At 40.2% G+C, this 15,745-nt stretch carries 14 protein-coding genes; 12 read left to right on the forward strand and 2 right to left on the reverse strand.

Annotated elements, in window-relative coordinates; translation table 11 throughout:
* Positions 1 to 24 precede the first annotated feature (24 nt).
* Positions 25 to 819, reverse strand: coding sequence for an SDR family NAD(P)-dependent oxidoreductase (locus FNW02_RS02965; RefSeq protein ID WP_191756109.1), 795 nt, complete (start codon positions 817 to 819; stop codon positions 25 to 27).
* A gap of 747 nt (positions 820 to 1,566) precedes the next feature.
* Here FNW02_RS02965 and FNW02_RS02970 point away from each other — a divergent pair.
* From FNW02_RS02970 to FNW02_RS03015, 10 genes are all read left to right on the forward strand, one after another.
* Positions 1,567 to 2,796, forward strand: coding sequence for a zinc-dependent alcohol dehydrogenase (locus FNW02_RS02970; protein ID WP_191756110.1), 1,230 nt, complete (start codon positions 1,567 to 1,569; stop codon positions 2,794 to 2,796).
* Positions 2,797 to 3,015: 219 nt separating this feature from the next.
* Positions 3,016 to 3,726 (forward strand): GDSL-type esterase/lipase family protein, encoded by a 711-nt coding sequence (locus FNW02_RS02975; protein WP_191756111.1) that lies wholly within the window; start codon positions 3,016 to 3,018, stop codon positions 3,724 to 3,726.
* A gap of 396 nt (positions 3,727 to 4,122) precedes the next feature.
* The gene (locus tag FNW02_RS02980) at positions 4,123 to 5,274 is read left to right on the forward strand and encodes a baeRF7 domain-containing protein (protein WP_191756112.1); all 1,152 of its coding nucleotides are present in this window, start codon (positions 4,123 to 4,125) and stop codon (positions 5,272 to 5,274) included.
* 5 nt (positions 5,275 to 5,279) lie between these two features.
* Positions 5,280 to 6,629 (forward strand): mechanosensitive ion channel family protein, encoded by a 1,350-nt coding sequence (locus tag FNW02_RS02985; protein WP_225225388.1) that lies wholly within the window; start codon positions 5,280 to 5,282, stop codon positions 6,627 to 6,629.
* Positions 6,630 to 7,182: 553 nt separating this feature from the next.
* Positions 7,183 to 7,533: a phage holin family protein gene (locus FNW02_RS02990; protein WP_162397378.1), complete on the forward strand. Its 351-nt coding sequence runs from the start codon at positions 7,183 to 7,185 to the stop codon at positions 7,531 to 7,533.
* Positions 7,534 to 7,566: 33 nt separating this feature from the next.
* Positions 7,567 to 8,916 carry a ferredoxin reductase family protein gene (locus tag FNW02_RS02995; protein ID WP_225225389.1) on the forward strand — a complete coding sequence of 450 codons (1,350 nt, stop codon included), beginning with the start codon at positions 7,567 to 7,569 and terminating at the stop codon, positions 8,914 to 8,916.
* A gap of 314 nt (positions 8,917 to 9,230) precedes the next feature.
* Positions 9,231 to 9,386, forward strand: coding sequence for a hypothetical protein (locus FNW02_RS03000; RefSeq protein WP_191756114.1), 156 nt, complete (start codon positions 9,231 to 9,233; stop codon positions 9,384 to 9,386).
* Positions 9,387 to 9,451: 65 nt separating this feature from the next.
* Positions 9,452 to 10,819 (forward strand): glycoside hydrolase 100 family protein, encoded by a 1,368-nt coding sequence (locus FNW02_RS03005; RefSeq protein ID WP_191756115.1) that lies wholly within the window; start codon positions 9,452 to 9,454, stop codon positions 10,817 to 10,819.
* A gap of 12 nt (positions 10,820 to 10,831) precedes the next feature.
* The gene (locus FNW02_RS03010; RefSeq protein ID WP_191756116.1) at positions 10,832 to 12,244 is read left to right on the forward strand and encodes a hypothetical protein; all 1,413 of its coding nucleotides are present in this window, start codon (positions 10,832 to 10,834) and stop codon (positions 12,242 to 12,244) included.
* Positions 12,245 to 12,261: 17 nt separating this feature from the next.
* Entirely contained in the window at positions 12,262 to 12,519 is a 258-nt protein-coding gene (locus FNW02_RS03015; RefSeq protein WP_191756117.1) for a hypothetical protein, read from the forward strand.
* A gap of 14 nt (positions 12,520 to 12,533) precedes the next feature.
* On the opposite strand, the gene FNW02_RS03020 is transcribed toward FNW02_RS03015, so the two are convergent.
* Positions 12,534 to 13,052: a DUF1772 domain-containing protein gene (locus tag FNW02_RS03020; RefSeq protein WP_191756118.1), complete on the reverse strand. Its 519-nt coding sequence runs from the start codon at positions 13,050 to 13,052 to the stop codon at positions 12,534 to 12,536.
* Positions 13,053 to 13,466: 414 nt separating this feature from the next.
* Here FNW02_RS03020 and FNW02_RS03025 point away from each other — a divergent pair, with 414 nt between their 5' ends.
* Complete coding sequence (locus FNW02_RS03025) at positions 13,467 to 14,696, forward strand: PQQ-dependent sugar dehydrogenase (RefSeq protein WP_191756119.1); 1,230 nt, start codon at positions 13,467 to 13,469, stop codon at positions 14,694 to 14,696.
* A 13-nt stretch (positions 14,697 to 14,709) separates the two neighbouring features.
* Positions 14,710 to 15,612, forward strand: a complete 903-nt coding sequence (locus FNW02_RS03030) for a YegS/Rv2252/BmrU family lipid kinase (protein ID WP_191756120.1) — start codon at positions 14,710 to 14,712, stop codon at positions 15,610 to 15,612.
* The last annotated feature ends 133 nt before the right edge of the window (positions 15,613 to 15,745 follow it).

The following is a 15,745-nucleotide window of genomic DNA, read 5'->3' on the forward strand; positions in this document are numbered from 1 at the left end:
CCACCCAGACTTAATATTACTTTGTCACAGGCTAGCGACCGAGCCACCATCTACCCGGTAGTTAGAACCAACTACGAAGCTCGACTGTTCTGAACATAAGAACGCAATCACAGCCGCCACTTCTTCGGGTTTACCACGTCGTTTAAGTTCAATGTGAGGGCGCTGTTCATCAAGAAAAGTAGCGATCGCCTCATCAAAATTAATGCCTAGCTGTTGCGATCGTTTTTTCATCATGGCGTCAGTCATGGGGCTAGCAATATAGGCAGGGGAAACTGTATTCACCAGCACACCATCTTTTGCATAAGCTTTGGAAAGGTTTTTGGCAAGGTTGAGCACTGCCGCCTTGCAGGCGCAGTAGGGCACTTCTTCTGGATAAGGCTGTACGGCGTCTTCTGAACTGATCAAAACCACGCGTCCCCAACCAGCCTCGCGCATTAATGGAATGAAGGCGCGACAGATGCGTACCGCCGCCATCAAGTCTACCTCGATGGTTTCATACCAGTCTTCATCACTAAGCTCAAGAAAATCTGCTGTAGCACCCGTGATTCCTGCCGCATTAACGAGAATGTGAACTTTCTGGAAGCGCTCAATAATTTGACGTTTAGCGGCTTCCACTTCTTCGAGCTTGGTAAGATCTGCTTGAACTGCAAAGACTTCTCCAAAGCCAATCTCCTTAGCTGCTTGTTCAAGCGCTTCAGAAGTTTTGTCTATAATTGCAACTTCTGCACCTTCACGAACAAGTAGTTGGGCTGTTGCCTTGCCTATACCAGAATCGCCTCCAGTAATCACAGCAACTTTACCACTGAAACCAAGATCCATATCCTATTTTTTCCTATGATTGGTAATAATTTTTTCAAAGCAATTAATGTAATCTAAAGAATGAAAAATATCTAGATATTTTTGCTTTGACGCTTTACTTTATTTCAATAGTTATAAATATACAACGAATTGACGGTATATTTATGAGATTATAAATTCAGCCTTTAGACATAGACAAATTTTGCAAGCAAACATTTTACTTAAATTTAAAACTGAGAATGCTGTTTTAGTGTTTTTCTAGCAATATTGGCTCCTTGTTGATAGGCTAGTTACCTGGGCTGTTGACAGTAGCAAATTGTCCTTTATAGCCCAATATGCTTGGGGTGAGGATAATTGTAGTAGCACGTCTAGCCTAACTTTTTTGATAAGAAAATGGTTATCATTTTAGATTAGAAAATTAAGATTTTGCGGATTTGATCAATTTAGTATTTTAGAATAGACGCGCTAATAGGTTGTGTTTCTCAACTCAATTTTTTGTTTAGTTTATATTGTATCTACGATTTATATCTTACTAGAGGACGATAAAAAAGTATGTTGGCATTGATAGCATACTTTCTAAATACGTGGTTTCCTTGACTAGGATATTAATTTAATCTCTAGCTAAAATCAGCGATTGCATGATTTAGATTGGATGCAAGATTTACAATTCTACAGCATAGAAAATTTTTCATGCTTTTAGTAGCTAAAAAGTCAGCGTTAGCTTTGTTTTTACTAGAAACATAAACATCATTACTAGGACTATTCAGAATGAAAGCAGTAGTTTTTCATGGAATTGGAGATATTCGGTTAGATAATGTCCCAGAACCTAAAATCAAGCAGTCAACAGATGCGATTATTCGACTAACATCCAGTGCCATTTGTGGTACGGATTTGCATATGATTCGGGGTACATTTACAGGCATGAAGCCTGGAACAATTTTAGGACATGAAGGCGTTGGTATTGTTGAAGAAATTGGCTCCAATGTCCGAAATCTGAGAGTAGGCGATCGCGTTGTCGTTCCCTCTACAATCGCCTGCGGCTACTGTTCTTACTGCCGTACAGGGTATCATGCACAATGCGATAACGCCAATCCCCACGGACACAACGCCGGAACAGCTTTTTTCGGCGGCCCAGAGGAATCTGGCCCTTTTGATGGATTACAAGCAGAATACGCCCGGATTCCTTATGCCAATGTGGGCTTAGTTAAGCTGCCAAAAGAGGTTACAGACGACCAAGCGATTCTGCTCTCAGATATTTTCCCAACTGCCTATTTTGGAGCCGACATTGCAGAGATTAAACCAGGAGACACGGTAGCCATCTTTGGCTGTGGCCCAGTTGGACAGTTTGCAATTGTCAGTGCCAGACTATTTGGTGCAGGACGCATCATTGCAGTGGATACAATTCCTTCACGCTTGGAAATGGCACGGGAATTAGGTGCAGAAGTCATCGACTACAATGCCGAAGACCCAATTGAGGCGATCCGCGAACTCACTGGGGGAATTGGCGTTGATCGGGTGATTGAAGCAGTCGGCGTAGATGCTAATGCTCCTGACAGTGGCCCGGCAGCCGAAACAACACGAACGAAGGCGCAACAGTTCCAGCAGCAGTTACAGCAGATTGCTCCTGAAACTAATCCTCAAAACGGCAATTGGCATCCAGGTAATGCTCCTTCTCAAGCCTTAGAGTGGGGAGTTCAGGCGTTAGCCAAAGCCGGCACGCTTTCAATTATTGGTGTTTATCCACCAACTCACAATTTTTTCCCCATCGGCATGGCGATGAACAAAAATCTGACGATCAACATGGGTAATTGTAATCACCGCAAGTATATTCCGACATTGGTGGATCTGGTTCGTAATGGCACAGTAGATCCGACAAAGGTCTTGACCCAGGTCGAACCGCTGATGTCCGTTATAGATGCATACAAAGCATTTGACCGACGACAACCAGGTTGGGTGAAGGTGGAGTTAGTGCCGGGAGCAGTCTTGGCTAATCAGTAAACAGTTAACAGTAAACAGTTAACAGTTAACAGGTGGGGGATTTAAGCCTGCTAGATGGCGTCTGCTACTAATCGGCTTTGGGTTATTAGTTTTCAGTTGGAAGTGATCGCCGATACAGGGATTTCCCTTAAACCCAATTATGTTTACTGTTAACTGTTTACCGTTTACTGAAGTAAGGCCCGATTAATTTGGTGAGTATGGGTAAGGCGATCGCCATCAATGAGAACCAACTTTCAAACCTGGGTTGTGGGTTTATGCTTTGGTAGCTTGCTAGTTTTAACAGGCTGTCAGCGCAACATGAATATTCATAATATTAATGTTGAGAATGTTGGGGTTAAGCAAGATGTCAACAACTTGCGTCGGGGCACAGGAACGCAAATCATTGTTTTTGGAGATAGTATTACTGCGGGTGCAGGAGTCACAACTGAGGCTGCTTATCCACGCGTTCTCAGTTGGACTTTGGGCTTACCAATTTTAAATAAGGGTAGGGGTGGTGATACAACAGCAACAGCTTTGGCTCGTTTACAGCAAGATGTGATTTCCCAAGACCCTTGGCTAGTAATTGTTGCCCTTGGTGGTAATGATTTTTTGCAAGAAGTTCCTTTAATACAAACAGAACAAAATTTACGACAAATTGTAATTCGCATTCAACAACAAGGAGCGATCGCAGTTATTTTAGGGATGAATGTTAAACCGTTTAATGGAGATTACGAAAAATTGTATGAACGAGTGGCAAAGGATACTCAAGCTTATTTAATTCCTGATGTTTTAGCTAGTTTAAACGACCCGCGTTATTTATCTGATAGAATTCATCCAAATCAAGCAGGACATCGGATTATAGCTAACCGAATTGCTCAAAGGTTAAACCCGCTATTGAAACAAGCAACTTTGCCGCCCAATTTATCAAAGTTGCAACAAAATAAATATTGACAATGCCGCAGAACACTTGCACAAGTGAATCAGTTAGAACTAATATCACAACCTCGAAAGATTTATGAGCTACATATTTAGTTAAATATCAAAAAAGCAATTAACTTAATACCATATCATCACTTTTCAGTCACATTTGAGGCGTATAACTAAATTACTATAGATTCTTATTAAGAAAATATTCCCTTTGACAGACGATAAAATTTTGAAATTATCAGCGACAAAATATGTCTTGAGAGGTTGATTTGTGAGACATTCTCAATCTCAAACATTAAAGCGATCGCTATAGACATAGTTAGCTGCTTGCTATAAACAAACCAACAATAAGGAAACTATGCGATCGTGCACAAATTTAATTTCTTTGTAATACACTCTAAAAATTAGGACGAGGTATCTATGAACCTATTTTCAATTGATGAATTGGCAATTTTAACAGCAGAAACAAATACAAATTGCGTTTCGATTTATATGCCAACTTACAAAATGAGTACGGAAACTTTACAAAATCCGATTCGTTTTAAAAATTTAATACGAGACGCTGAAGAAAAATTAATCGAAAATGGTCTTCGTCCTCAAGAAGCGAGAGACTTATTATTGCCAGCCCAAGAGTTAAATGAATACAATTTTTGGCAGTACCAAAGTGATGGATTGGCAGTTTTTATCTCAAAAAACTTTTTTAGTTACTACACTGTACCTATTGATTTTCAAGAATTAGTTGTAGTTACTGAACGTTTTCACCTCAAACCTTTGATGTCTTTATTTACAGGTGATGGGCAGTTTTATATATTAGCACTAAGTCAAAATTTAGTGCGCTTGTTTCAAGCTACTCGCTTCAGTATCCGCGAAATTGAATTAGAAGATGTACCCACCAGTATTGCTGAAGCATTAAGGTACGATGACCCAGAAAAAAACCTCCAGTTTCACACAGGTACACCCCAAGGTGGAAGCGGTGACAGGGCTGCAATTTTTCACGGACATGGAGCTGGCAATGATGATGAAAAACAGAATATTCTTCGCTACTTCCGCAAGGTCAACGATGGGTTACAGGAATTGTTCAAAAATCAGAAGTCGCCTTTGATTCTTGCGGGAGTAGACTATCTTTTACCTATCTATAGGCAAGCAAATTCCTATTCTTATTTAGTTGATGAAGGTATTACCGGAAATCCTGACCAATTGAAAGCGGAAGAATTGCACACACAAGCTTGGCAAATTGTTCAACCCTACTTTGAAGAAGAGCAAAATGAAGCCATTGCTTACTATCAAGCTAATTTAGGGACTGGGAAAACAGCTAATAGCATCAAAGAAATTGTTCCCGCAGCCTATTATCAGCGAGTTGAATCTTTGTTTGTGCCAGTCGGACAGCAAAAATGGGGAATGTTCAATCCTGATACAAGCAGTGTACAAGTGCATTCAGAACAGAAAGCAGGCGATGAGGATTTGATGGATTTTGCCGCGCTGCATACCCTTCTTAATGGTGGTACAGTCTATGCTGTTGAACCAGAGCAAGTACCCGGAGATGCTTCTCTAGCAGCAGTTTTGCGTTATTAATAAACATGATGAATCACACCTTTTATTGTGGTAAACGCAGATTTGCTGCAACAATGGCAGTATTCATCTTCTGTCTGCTACTGATAAATCCTGGAAAAGGACTAACGCAGCAGATTCCTGTTACTCCTGCAACATCTCAACCAACTGATACAGAAATCATCCCAACTGATGGGCTGTTTTTTGCAGATATTATTGTTAGAGGACAGCCCATCTTCCAAATTGGTAGTGTGGGAGATGTGAATGCTACGCAACGCGCACAGATAGTTAACCGTCGCATTGCGGGTATTTTGGCACAACCTCAAGGTAGCAGAAATGTTACTGTTGTACCTGACCAATCACGGGGTATTGCTACCTTGCAAGTGGGCAACCGGGTTTTGCTCACTGTTACTCAACAGGATGCCCAAGATTTTAATTTACCAGTGGAAACCCTAGCGCAACAGTGGGCGAATCAACTAACCCAAGCATTTGAACAACCACCGCTAGCAATTGATGTAGGGCAAAGGTTGTACAATACCGTACGCCAATTCCAGCGAGATACTATCGATAACCTACCTTCTTTTTTAGGTGCATTTTTAGCCTTAATTGCTACTTGGATAATTGCTGGTAGTATACGTCGTCTAACCTTATTTGGTTCTCGACAGTGGGAAGTTGACCGCAATTCTAAAATTCTTGTGAGTAGGTTGGTATATGGTAGCGTATGGGTAATTGGTACAGTTGTTGCTTTGGGAGTTTTGGGACTTGATTTTGCCACCTTAGTAGGAACTTTGGGATTAACAAGTGTGGCGATTGGTTTTAGTTTGCGAGATGTTTTAAGTAATTATTTCTCTGGAATTGTTTTACTAGCATCTCGTCCTTTTCGTTTGGGCGACCAAATTATGATTCAAGAATTTGAAGGTACAGTTACTCAAATTCAACTGCGAGCAACAACGTTAAAAACCTATGATGGGCGTGTAGTTTACATTCCGAATCAGGAAGTTTTTAGCGCCATTGTTACTAACAATACTGCCTGTACTCATCGCCGTAGTTCAATTATGGTTGGTATTGACTATGAGTCAGATATTACTGAAGCAAAACAAACTATTAATGACGCAGTTTTGGGAGTCGAAGGAGTTGAACCAGACCCAAAGCCGGAAATTTTAGTGCGTGAACTGGCAGCAAGTACGGTAAATATTGAAGTACGATTTTGGGTTAATTCTCGTCGTTTGCCATTTTTAGAAATGACTTCGCAAGTAGCACAAGCGATTAAAGAAGCATTAATGCAAGCAGGAATTGATATGCCGACAGATATTTATACTGTTAAGTTACTCGGTTTACCGCCATTTATTGATAACCATCGCGTGAAGGATGAAAAGTAAAATTAATTGTTACTTTTCCACTAGAAGAATACTGTTTAAATGAATCAAGTTCGCGCAGGCATAGTAGTCTGTCACTTTCTATTCACATTTATCACAAATACTAAGAATATCGACTTATACTGTTTCACCTTAAGATTGATACAGATGGCAAGCAGCGAAAGCGGCAAAATTTTAGATTTTGGATTGAATAATCTAAAATTCGTCTTGGAAAGTTCTGATGTCTTCTCTACGAGAGGCGGCGTCAACGGATAGCGCAGTGTAAAGCCTTCTCTTCTCCTATCGGAGACACTTCGTGAACGAGAGGCTTCGCCTTAAGCGAAGCCATGCCGCAGGCTTTACGGCATGGCTTCTCTACTTTGAGGCTGCGCCAACGCTTAGAGCGAGTCTTGTCTGCGACATCCTGCGCGAACGAGCGTCGGAAGCCTCCGCTCAGATTTTCCGCAAAATTGGAAATCTAAAATTGAGGAGGCAGGGGGAGTAAGAAAAGTGATTTGGATCAATAATTTCGTGAAATGCCATTAAATTATAATATTACTAATCAGGAGTTCTTCTTATGGTTGGGTTGATAATTACTTGGTTAGTCACAGCTATCAGTTTTTTGATTATTTCTAAACTACCAATAGGAGTAGAAATAGACAATTTTGGTAAAGCATTAATTACTGCTGCAGTTTTTGGCATTTTGAATGCACTTTTGCTTCCCGTTTTAACCTTATTTACCTTGCCGTTTATTATCCTTACTTTAGGCTTATTCTTTTTTGTTTTAAATTCAATTATCTTTGGGATATCAGCTGCTTTAGTACCTGGGTTTCGCTTAAGATACGGCTTTTGGAGTGCTTTGCTTGGCTCACTGGCTTTGGCAATCATTAACTCAATTCTATTGAGACTTATAGCACCGCTTACCTGATAGGGAGTACGAATTAGTATGAGAAGTCTATTGATGAAAAACCCCGTAGTAATAGGGGCATCTTGGATAGGTGCATATCTTGTACTTATCCTATTACCCCTATTGATACTACTTTTATATCCGCCTACACCGAGTGATGAACGTAGTTTTTGGCTGGAATTTTCTGCGGCTTTGGGTTTCATTGGTTTAGCAATGATGGCAATGCAATTTGCTCTAACTGCTCGCATCAATCGCATCGAAGCCTCATATGGCGTTGACCTAATTCTTCAGTTTCACCGTTACACTTCGATAGTTGCATTCTTTTTCATTCTGGCTCACCCCATAATTGTATTTACCAATAACCCAGAGACACTGCAACTATTAAATTTCATCCAAGCACCGTGGCGGGCAAGGGCGGCAGTAATCGCTACTTTGGCGCTAATTGCAATTATTATCACTTCCATTTGGCGCAAACAGCTTAATATCCCCTACGAACCTTGGCGTATAGCTCATGGCATCTTAGCAGTTGTGGTTATGGCATTTGGTTTAGGACACGTCTTGGGTGTAGGCAATTACCTTAGCTTGTTCTGGAAGAGTGTTATCTGGATTGGTATTGCACTAGCAGCATTATGGCTGTTGATTTATGTCCGCCTAGTCAAACCCTACTTTATGCAGAAAAAACCCTACTTAGTGGAAGCAGTTATTCCACAAAGGGGCAATGTTTGGAATTTGGTGTTGCGTCCCAGAGGACATGAAGGAATACGTTTTCAACCAGGTCAATTTGCTTGGATTACTCTAGAAATCTCGCCGTTGAGAATGCGGGAACATCCATTTTCGTTTGCTTCCAGTGCAGAAGATAGCAATGCCTGCGGCGGGCGTAGCCAACGCATTGAATTTGGCATCAAGGCGGTGGGAGATTTTACTAATACTATCAAAGATGTCAAACCTGGTACAAAAGCCTTTCTAGACGGCCCTTATGGAGTTTTTACCACAGAGCGCTATGAAGATACTGCCGGATTTGTTTTTATTGCTGGAGGTATCGGGATCACACCAATTATGAGTATGCTCGTTACTTTAGCAGAACGCAAAGATGAACGTCCATTACTACTCATATATTCAAGTAAGACTTGGGAAGATATAACTTATCGTGAGGAAATTGAAGAACTGAAAAATAAATTAGACCTGACAGTTGTCCATGTTCTTAGAGAACCTCCAGAGGATTGGTCAGGGGAAAGCGGGTATGTTGATAAAGAACTGCTGAAGAGGTACATTCCTAAGCGTACTGGAACACGAAATTACTTTATCTGTGCTGTACCAAAAATGATGGATCAGGTAGAGAAAGCTTTGCACGAATTGGAAGTACCTGTCACCAATGTCCACATGGAACACTATAACCTTGTTTAACTCAATATTAAGTTTAGAAGTAGCGCAAACCAAAGTAACACAACTGCTGAAATTATTAGATGAAAGTTTTAACCGTAATATTGCAATAAGCATCCAAAATTCCCAAACAGTAATTTTAGTCTAAGATGCTCAAGAATATACATTATTACAGAATAGCAATCACGAAATCGTTGAGTAGCTACAAGATTTAGACTGCCAAATTTATGGTTTTGTGATGTGGGCGAATTTTCGGGTGGAACATTCATAATATTAATACTTTATTTAAAAAACCTTGATTTCATTAGCACAAAATACACACATAAAAACTTTCTATTATGCGTTACAGTATCATGCTTCAACTGGTGGCTACGATAACTTTGATTTTTCTTGGTACTGCTGCTTTATTTGCTTGGTTGCAATACCGTCCAATTCCAGAAGGAACAAATACACAGGGGAGAATTTTATCTACTCATGGTCGTTTTTTGACATGACGTAGTAAAGAGACGTAGCATTGCTACGTCTCTACATATTATTTTTTAGGGAGACTGTGTAAATAATGAAAACAAAAAATGATTTAGTTCTAGAAGCTTGGACACTGCTTGATAAGTCAATTATCTATTATCATGGTCGTCCGATTGGAACAGTAGCCGCCTTAGAAACAGGGTCAGAAGCAGTAAATTATGATCAATGTTTTGTCCGTGATTTTGTTTTATCGGCGCTGGCTTTTTTGATTAGTGGTAAACCAGAGATTGTCCGCAATTTTTTGATAGAAACTCTGAAATTACAGAGTAATGAACCTCAAATGGACTCTTTTCAGCCGGGGCCAGGATTGATGCCAGCCAGTTTTAAAGTAGTATTAAAAGATGGCGAAGAGTATTTGAGCGCTGATTTTGGAGAACATGCGATCGCTAGAGTTCCACCTATTGATTCTTGTTTATGGTGGGTTATTTTACTCCGGGCTTATGTCAAATCTACAGGTGATATTTCCCTTGCTCATCAACCCGAATTTCAACAAGGCATTAAGCTAATTTTAGAAATGTGTCTTGTCCATCGGTTTGCTATGTACCCAACAATGTTAGTTCCCGATGGCGCTTTTATGATAGATCGTCGTATGGGAGTCTACGAACATCCTCTAGAAATTCAAGTACTGTTTTATGCTGCTTTACGCGCGGCCATAGAACTTATTTTACCAAACGATGATAATGCTTTCTGCATTAATAAGATAAATCAACGTTTAGCACCCTTGACTTATCATCTACGAGAATATTATTGGATTGACCTAAATCGATTAAATGAAATTTATCGCTTTAAAGGTGAAGAATTTGGCAGAAAAGTAGCGAATAGATTTAATATTTATGCTAACTCAATACCTGCTTGGTTAACGGAATGGCTACCAGATGATGGCGGTTATTTAGTAGGTAATCTCGGTTCTGGACGCATGGATTTTCGTTTCTTTACTTTGGGAAACTTAATGGCTATTATCACCTCTTTAGCTAGTGAGCAAGAATCTCAAAGTATTATGAATTTAATTGAGCAACGCTGGAATGATTTAGTTGGAAACATGCCGATGAAAATCTGTTTTCCAGCACTTGAAGGTTTAGAATGGCAAATCGTCACAGGATGCGATCCAAAAAATAATCCTTGGTCATATCACAACGGTGGTAACTGGCCAGTTTTACTCTGGTTGCTAACAGCAGCAGCACAAAAAACAAATCGTCTAGAAATTGCCCACAGAGCAATTGATGTTGCACAAAATCGATTATTTGAGGATAAATGGCCAGAATACTATGACGGTAAAAATGGCCGATTAATTGGCAAGGAAGCAAGGAAACGTCAAACCTGGACTTTTGCTGGATTCTTAGTAGCAAAAGAACTCGTTTCAAATCCTAGTCATTTAAAGTTAATTAGTTTTGATATTCAGTAAATAAAATTTTATATGACATCAAAAATAGAGAGAAAAAAATCTCCTGTTCATCGCAATCGTTGGTTTGAACGAATAATTGCTATCCTAGCATTGCTGAATTTATGCTTGATTTTATTTGACATGACCTACATACCTTTGCGTAATTTCTATCTACAAGTATTACCAAGTTTAACTCAACTGTATGACCCAGTTAAGGGTATTCAACCACACCCAGAAACGCAAAACTACCTCAACAAGGTTACAGAATTAAAAGAACAGGTTTTGCAAAATGGTTTATCTTCACCTCAAGCAGAAAGTTTGCTTGATGAATTACGTCTTCTTAGTATCCACATGATTGAGGATAATTCGTTTGATGAGGCTAATAAAAGTGGTACTTTAGCAAAAATCAAACATGAAATACGCTTGCGTACTAATGAACTATCTGCTAGGGAAGCATTTACTAGATTTTGGAGTCAAGCTTATTTGTTACAACAGGGTTGGCAATCAGAAATCAACTTTTTTAATTCTCAAATTAGACCCCTAATCAATAGTAACTACTATCGAGATATTGATAGATTTGGTAATTTTGTCAATCATTTCTGGTTGATTGACTTACCTTTTGTAATTATTTTTGCTGTAGAATTTCTGGCACGTACTTTCTATATAAGCCGTCGCAATCCCGATTTAAACTGGTTAGAAGCGATATTAAGGCGATGGTACGATATATTTTTGTTACTTCCCATCTGGCGTTGGTTACGAATAATTCCCGTCACTATTCGTCTTTATCAAGCTGATTTACTTAATCTTGAGCCTTTGCGATCGCAACTTAATCACGACTTTGCGGTGAGCTTTGCTGAGGAAATCACTGAGATGGTAGGTATTCAAGTAATTGACCAGATGCAAGATACCATTCGCAAAGGTGATTTAGCACGCTGGTTATTTCATCCTGAAAGCCGCAAACCTTATGTTCAAGTTAATGAAATAAACGAAGTAAAAGCTATAGCCACTCGTTTAGTTAACGTCGGTGTCTATGATGTTTTACCTAAAGTCCAGCCTGACATAGAAGCCTTAATGCATCACAGTATTACAAGCACCCTTAACGAATCTCTGGTTTACCAACAAATACAAAATATACCCGGTCTAAATCACTTACCGAATCGACTAACAGAAAAGCTGGCTCGTGATTTATCTCAATCAGCTTATAACAATCTCATCAAGGCGTTATCAGATCCAGTTGGAGTAAAACTAACCTCTCGTCTAATTACCCACTTTCGTGATGTTTTAGAGGAGGAGTTACAAAAAAAGCATAACATTCAGGAATTTCAATCTTTACTTATCGATATGTTAGAAGAAATCAAAATTAACTATGTCAAAGGCATTGCTGATTCTGGAGTTGAAACAATATTAGAGGAAGCGAACCAGATTCGTAAAATTACCCATCGGTAAATATTTTTTGTTTCATTATGAAGATTAAACATTCCTTATTTAGCCCTCCTGTTTGCCTCATTTTGCAAGATTTGGGAATAATTTTGCATGTACCCGGAGTTATGGGACTATGTTCTGTACTAATCTGTTTGTGGTTTGGTGAATATTATGCGATTGCACCTTTTCTGACAACGGCTACTGCGGCAATAGTATTAGGTCAAATGCTGTATCGTCTGTTTCCAGAGACAGGTGAAACATACTTGCGTCATGCCATAAACTCACCCTCATATTATTAATGTGGATAGGACGATTAGAAATTATTCCGGTGTAGCGCCTTGTTAGCGTGGTGTGCATATAACAACGAGAACGCCTTCAATGCTGCCAACCAAGCTACTAGAGCGATGGCATGACGTACATAGTTCAGATTCTCCCACTGCAATGCCAAAGACACTGCCTTCGGCTGAGATAAAGTATTACTCATCAGCCTGATCATTGTGGGAATGAAGTATGAGAAGGTGAAAATTCTATCCGCTAAAGCAAACACGGCGGCGATTAGCCACCAGCGACGTACACTACCCTGCGTCCACCAAACGACGATCAAATTCGCTAGGGTAAGCAGAGTCAGAGGCACTGTTGTTACATAAACCCAGAAATTCAGTCCAGTGTTAGCCCTGCGTGCGGCTTCAGCATTCCAACGGTACACTGACTCTGGTGAAGAGATAAGCCACTGAGGAAACATGATTTTTGACTCGTAAAGTCCAGCACCGAAAGCAATACCGAGGTTTATGACAAACAGCCATAATAGGATTTTTTTGGTAGATTGTAACATTTTGTGCTCTCCTTTTCGATTTGTTCTAGCCTCATGCAGTGCTAAACTTCTTCAACACCTAGTTGGTAAAATATCTCAGAAGCTACATGCTCACCAGAATAACGTGCCGGAGTTTCAGGTAGTAAGGAAAAATAGTGCAATAAATGCGACTAAGTGCAGAATCAACCATGTTGTATGTGAATATTCACACTGGTTTTGCACCCGTGGCTAGTCTACGTAGGTCTATGGATAGAGGTTATAAAACTCAGCTAAAGACAAAATAATATATTAATATATAATCTATAGTCTTCATGGCTACTAGATGGTCAAGCTGTCTATATATCCCTATCAAGCTCGCAACAAATCCTAGAAATAGGGAAATTATTTAGCTATTTTAAATACCATGTAAGCAGTAATTTTGTGGAGAAAACTAGCATGAAACTGACAAGAAATCTTGCAGTAAAATTATCTATTGGCGTGGTATGTCTGGTAATTTCTTCTTGCACCGTACCAACATCTGATTCGGCAAATACTAACAATCAAGAAACCCAAACAACTGCACAAGTCAGTCAACAAACTTCTACTACCAACAATCAAGCCTGTACTTTAGTCCAAGATGGCTTTGGTTCACAAGGAAAGGTAAATGTGCGGGCCCAAGAAGTAGTAACAGGTCTTGAAGTTCCTTGGGGAATTGCTTTTTTACCAAATCAAGATATGTTAGTCACTGAACGACCTGGACGGGTTCGGTTGGTGCAGGATGGTAAACTTGTCCAAAAACCTGTAGCCACTATTGATGTTACAGATAGCGGTGAAGGTGGTTTACTCGGCATTGCAACTCATCCAAAGTTTGCCGAAAATCGACTTTTCTACGTCTACTATACTGCTGATAGAAATGGCTCACAGGTTAATCGCGTCGAACGATGGCGACTATCTCAAAATGGACTTAGTGCCTCATCAGATAGAATAATTCTTGATGATATTCCCGTGGCTGTGTATCACAACGGTGGTCGCATTCGGTTTGGTGGCGATGGAATGCTCTATATAGGTACTGGCGATGCAAGAGATCCGCAAAGTTCCCAGGATGAAAATAGCCTTGCTGGTAAAATTCTGCGTGTGACACCAGATGGACAAGTACCGCAAGATAACCCGTTTGGGAAAAATCCCGTATATATTACTGGTATTCGTAACACACAAGGGTTTGATTGGTCTGATGCATCAACACTATGGGTAACAGACCACGGCCCCAGTGGTGAGTTAGGCAGAAGCGGCCACGATAAAGTTAGTGTAGCAAAAGCAGGCGACAACCTCGGCTGGCCCACTATCTACCGTTGTGAATCAGGAGAGGGGTTGGTGACTCCTTCCATTGTTTGGCGTCAAGCTCTACCTCCAGGTGGAGCAGCAATTTATACCGGAAATTCTATTCCTGAGTGGAAAGGTAGCTTAATCATTCCTACCCTCCGTTCTGAACATTTGCAGCGTGTTGCTTTCAACCCACAATCACCCCAGCAAGTCCAGCGCCATGAGGTATATTTGCAGGGCAAATATGGACGACTTCGAGAGGCAATTATGGGGCCGGATGGCGAGTTGTATATCACAACGAGTAATTGCGATGGGCGAGGAAGTTGTCCCTCACAGCAGGACAAAATTCTCCGTATTACCCGATAAAAAGGATTAAATTATGACTCGTCGCAATGCTTGTTTAATTTTTAATCCATCTGCGGGTAAAGGCGACCCTGTAGAAGATTTAGTGGCGATTCGAGAAGTTTTGGAACCGCAAATCAATCTGGATATTCGTCCCACCCATGAAGTTAGTCCTTCTCAATTAGCCCGTGAAGCGATTGAGCATAGTGCTGAAATTATTATTGTATCTGGGGGTGATGGTACGGTATCAGCTGCGTCTGAAGCAGTAATTAACACAGGAATTCTTTTTGGAATTATTCCCAGAGGTACTGTCAATGCCTTTGCTCAAGCTTTGGGTATTCCTACTGGAATTCAGGATGCTTGCAAAACAATTTTAACTGGGATACCCCGAAAAGTTGATGTTGCGTTATGTAATGGCAAACCAATGATTGTCTTGACTGCGATCGGTTTTGAAGCTGAAACTATCAAACAAACTGATAAAAAAGCTAAAGAACTTTTTGGGATGTTGGCGTTTATTGGGACAGGAATAAAACTACTTAGACACTTGGATTCTTTTACAGTTTACGTAGAAACAGAGGAGCAAACAATCAATTTATCAGCCTCGGCTGTCACTATTGCCAATTCAGCCGCACCGACTTCGATTTTGGCACATGGGCCTGCGGGAGTAATTATAGATGATGGTCTGCTAGATGTGACAATTGTTGCTCCTGTTAACCGCCAAAATGCTCTCTTTGCTGGTTATCATCTGCTGAGATCGGGCTTTACGGGTACTGCTACTAATCGAGATGATATTCGGCATTTACGTGCTAAAAATGTGCGGGTGAGAACTGAACCTCCAAAAAAAGTAGCTTTAGATGGTGATATGAATGGAAATACTCCTGTTGAAATTAAATGTATTCCAGGCGGTTTAACGGTCTTAGTACCATCAGTTTCAGAGTAAAATTGTCAGGTCGTTTCAATACCACATTGCTTATTTCACAGCGACCTAAGAACGTTGCAATATTATCTAGAGGCTACGTCAGAGCAGAAGCAAAAAGCTGTTTCTGTAATTAAATTGTAGATTCTATACTGTC

This window comes from Komarekiella delphini-convector SJRDD-AB1 (assembly GCF_014831675.1).
Taxonomy (GTDB): Bacteria; Cyanobacteriota; Cyanobacteriia; order Cyanobacteriales; family Nostocaceae; genus Komarekiella.

Excerpts from the sequence above, each read along its gene's own strand:
- FNW02_RS02965 (WP_191756109.1), bottom strand. The coding sequence starts at position 819 with ATGGATCTTGGTTTCAGTGGTAAAGTTGCTGTGATTACTGGAGGCGAT.
- FNW02_RS02970 (WP_191756110.1), top strand. The coding sequence starts at position 1,567 with ATGAAAGCAGTAGTTTTTCATGGAATTGGAGATATTCGGTTAGATAAT.
- FNW02_RS02975 (WP_191756111.1), top strand. The coding sequence starts at position 3,016 with ATGAGAACCAACTTTCAAACCTGGGTTGTGGGTTTATGCTTTGGTAGC.
- FNW02_RS02980 (WP_191756112.1), top strand. The coding sequence starts at position 4,123 with ATGAACCTATTTTCAATTGATGAATTGGCAATTTTAACAGCAGAAACA.
- FNW02_RS02985 (WP_225225388.1), top strand. The coding sequence starts at position 5,280 with ATGATGAATCACACCTTTTATTGTGGTAAACGCAGATTTGCTGCAACA.
- FNW02_RS02990 (WP_162397378.1), top strand. The coding sequence starts at position 7,183 with ATGGTTGGGTTGATAATTACTTGGTTAGTCACAGCTATCAGTTTTTTG.
- FNW02_RS02995 (WP_225225389.1), top strand. The coding sequence starts at position 7,567 with ATGAAAAACCCCGTAGTAATAGGGGCATCTTGGATAGGTGCATATCTT.
- FNW02_RS03000 (WP_191756114.1), top strand. The coding sequence starts at position 9,231 with ATGCGTTACAGTATCATGCTTCAACTGGTGGCTACGATAACTTTGATT.
- FNW02_RS03005 (WP_191756115.1), top strand. The coding sequence starts at position 9,452 with ATGAAAACAAAAAATGATTTAGTTCTAGAAGCTTGGACACTGCTTGAT.
- FNW02_RS03010 (WP_191756116.1), top strand. The coding sequence starts at position 10,832 with ATGACATCAAAAATAGAGAGAAAAAAATCTCCTGTTCATCGCAATCGT.
- FNW02_RS03015 (WP_191756117.1), top strand. The coding sequence starts at position 12,262 with ATGAAGATTAAACATTCCTTATTTAGCCCTCCTGTTTGCCTCATTTTG.
- FNW02_RS03020 (WP_191756118.1), bottom strand. The coding sequence starts at position 13,052 with ATGTTACAATCTACCAAAAAAATCCTATTATGGCTGTTTGTCATAAAC.
- FNW02_RS03025 (WP_191756119.1), top strand. The coding sequence starts at position 13,467 with ATGAAACTGACAAGAAATCTTGCAGTAAAATTATCTATTGGCGTGGTA.
- FNW02_RS03030 (WP_191756120.1), top strand. The coding sequence starts at position 14,710 with ATGACTCGTCGCAATGCTTGTTTAATTTTTAATCCATCTGCGGGTAAA.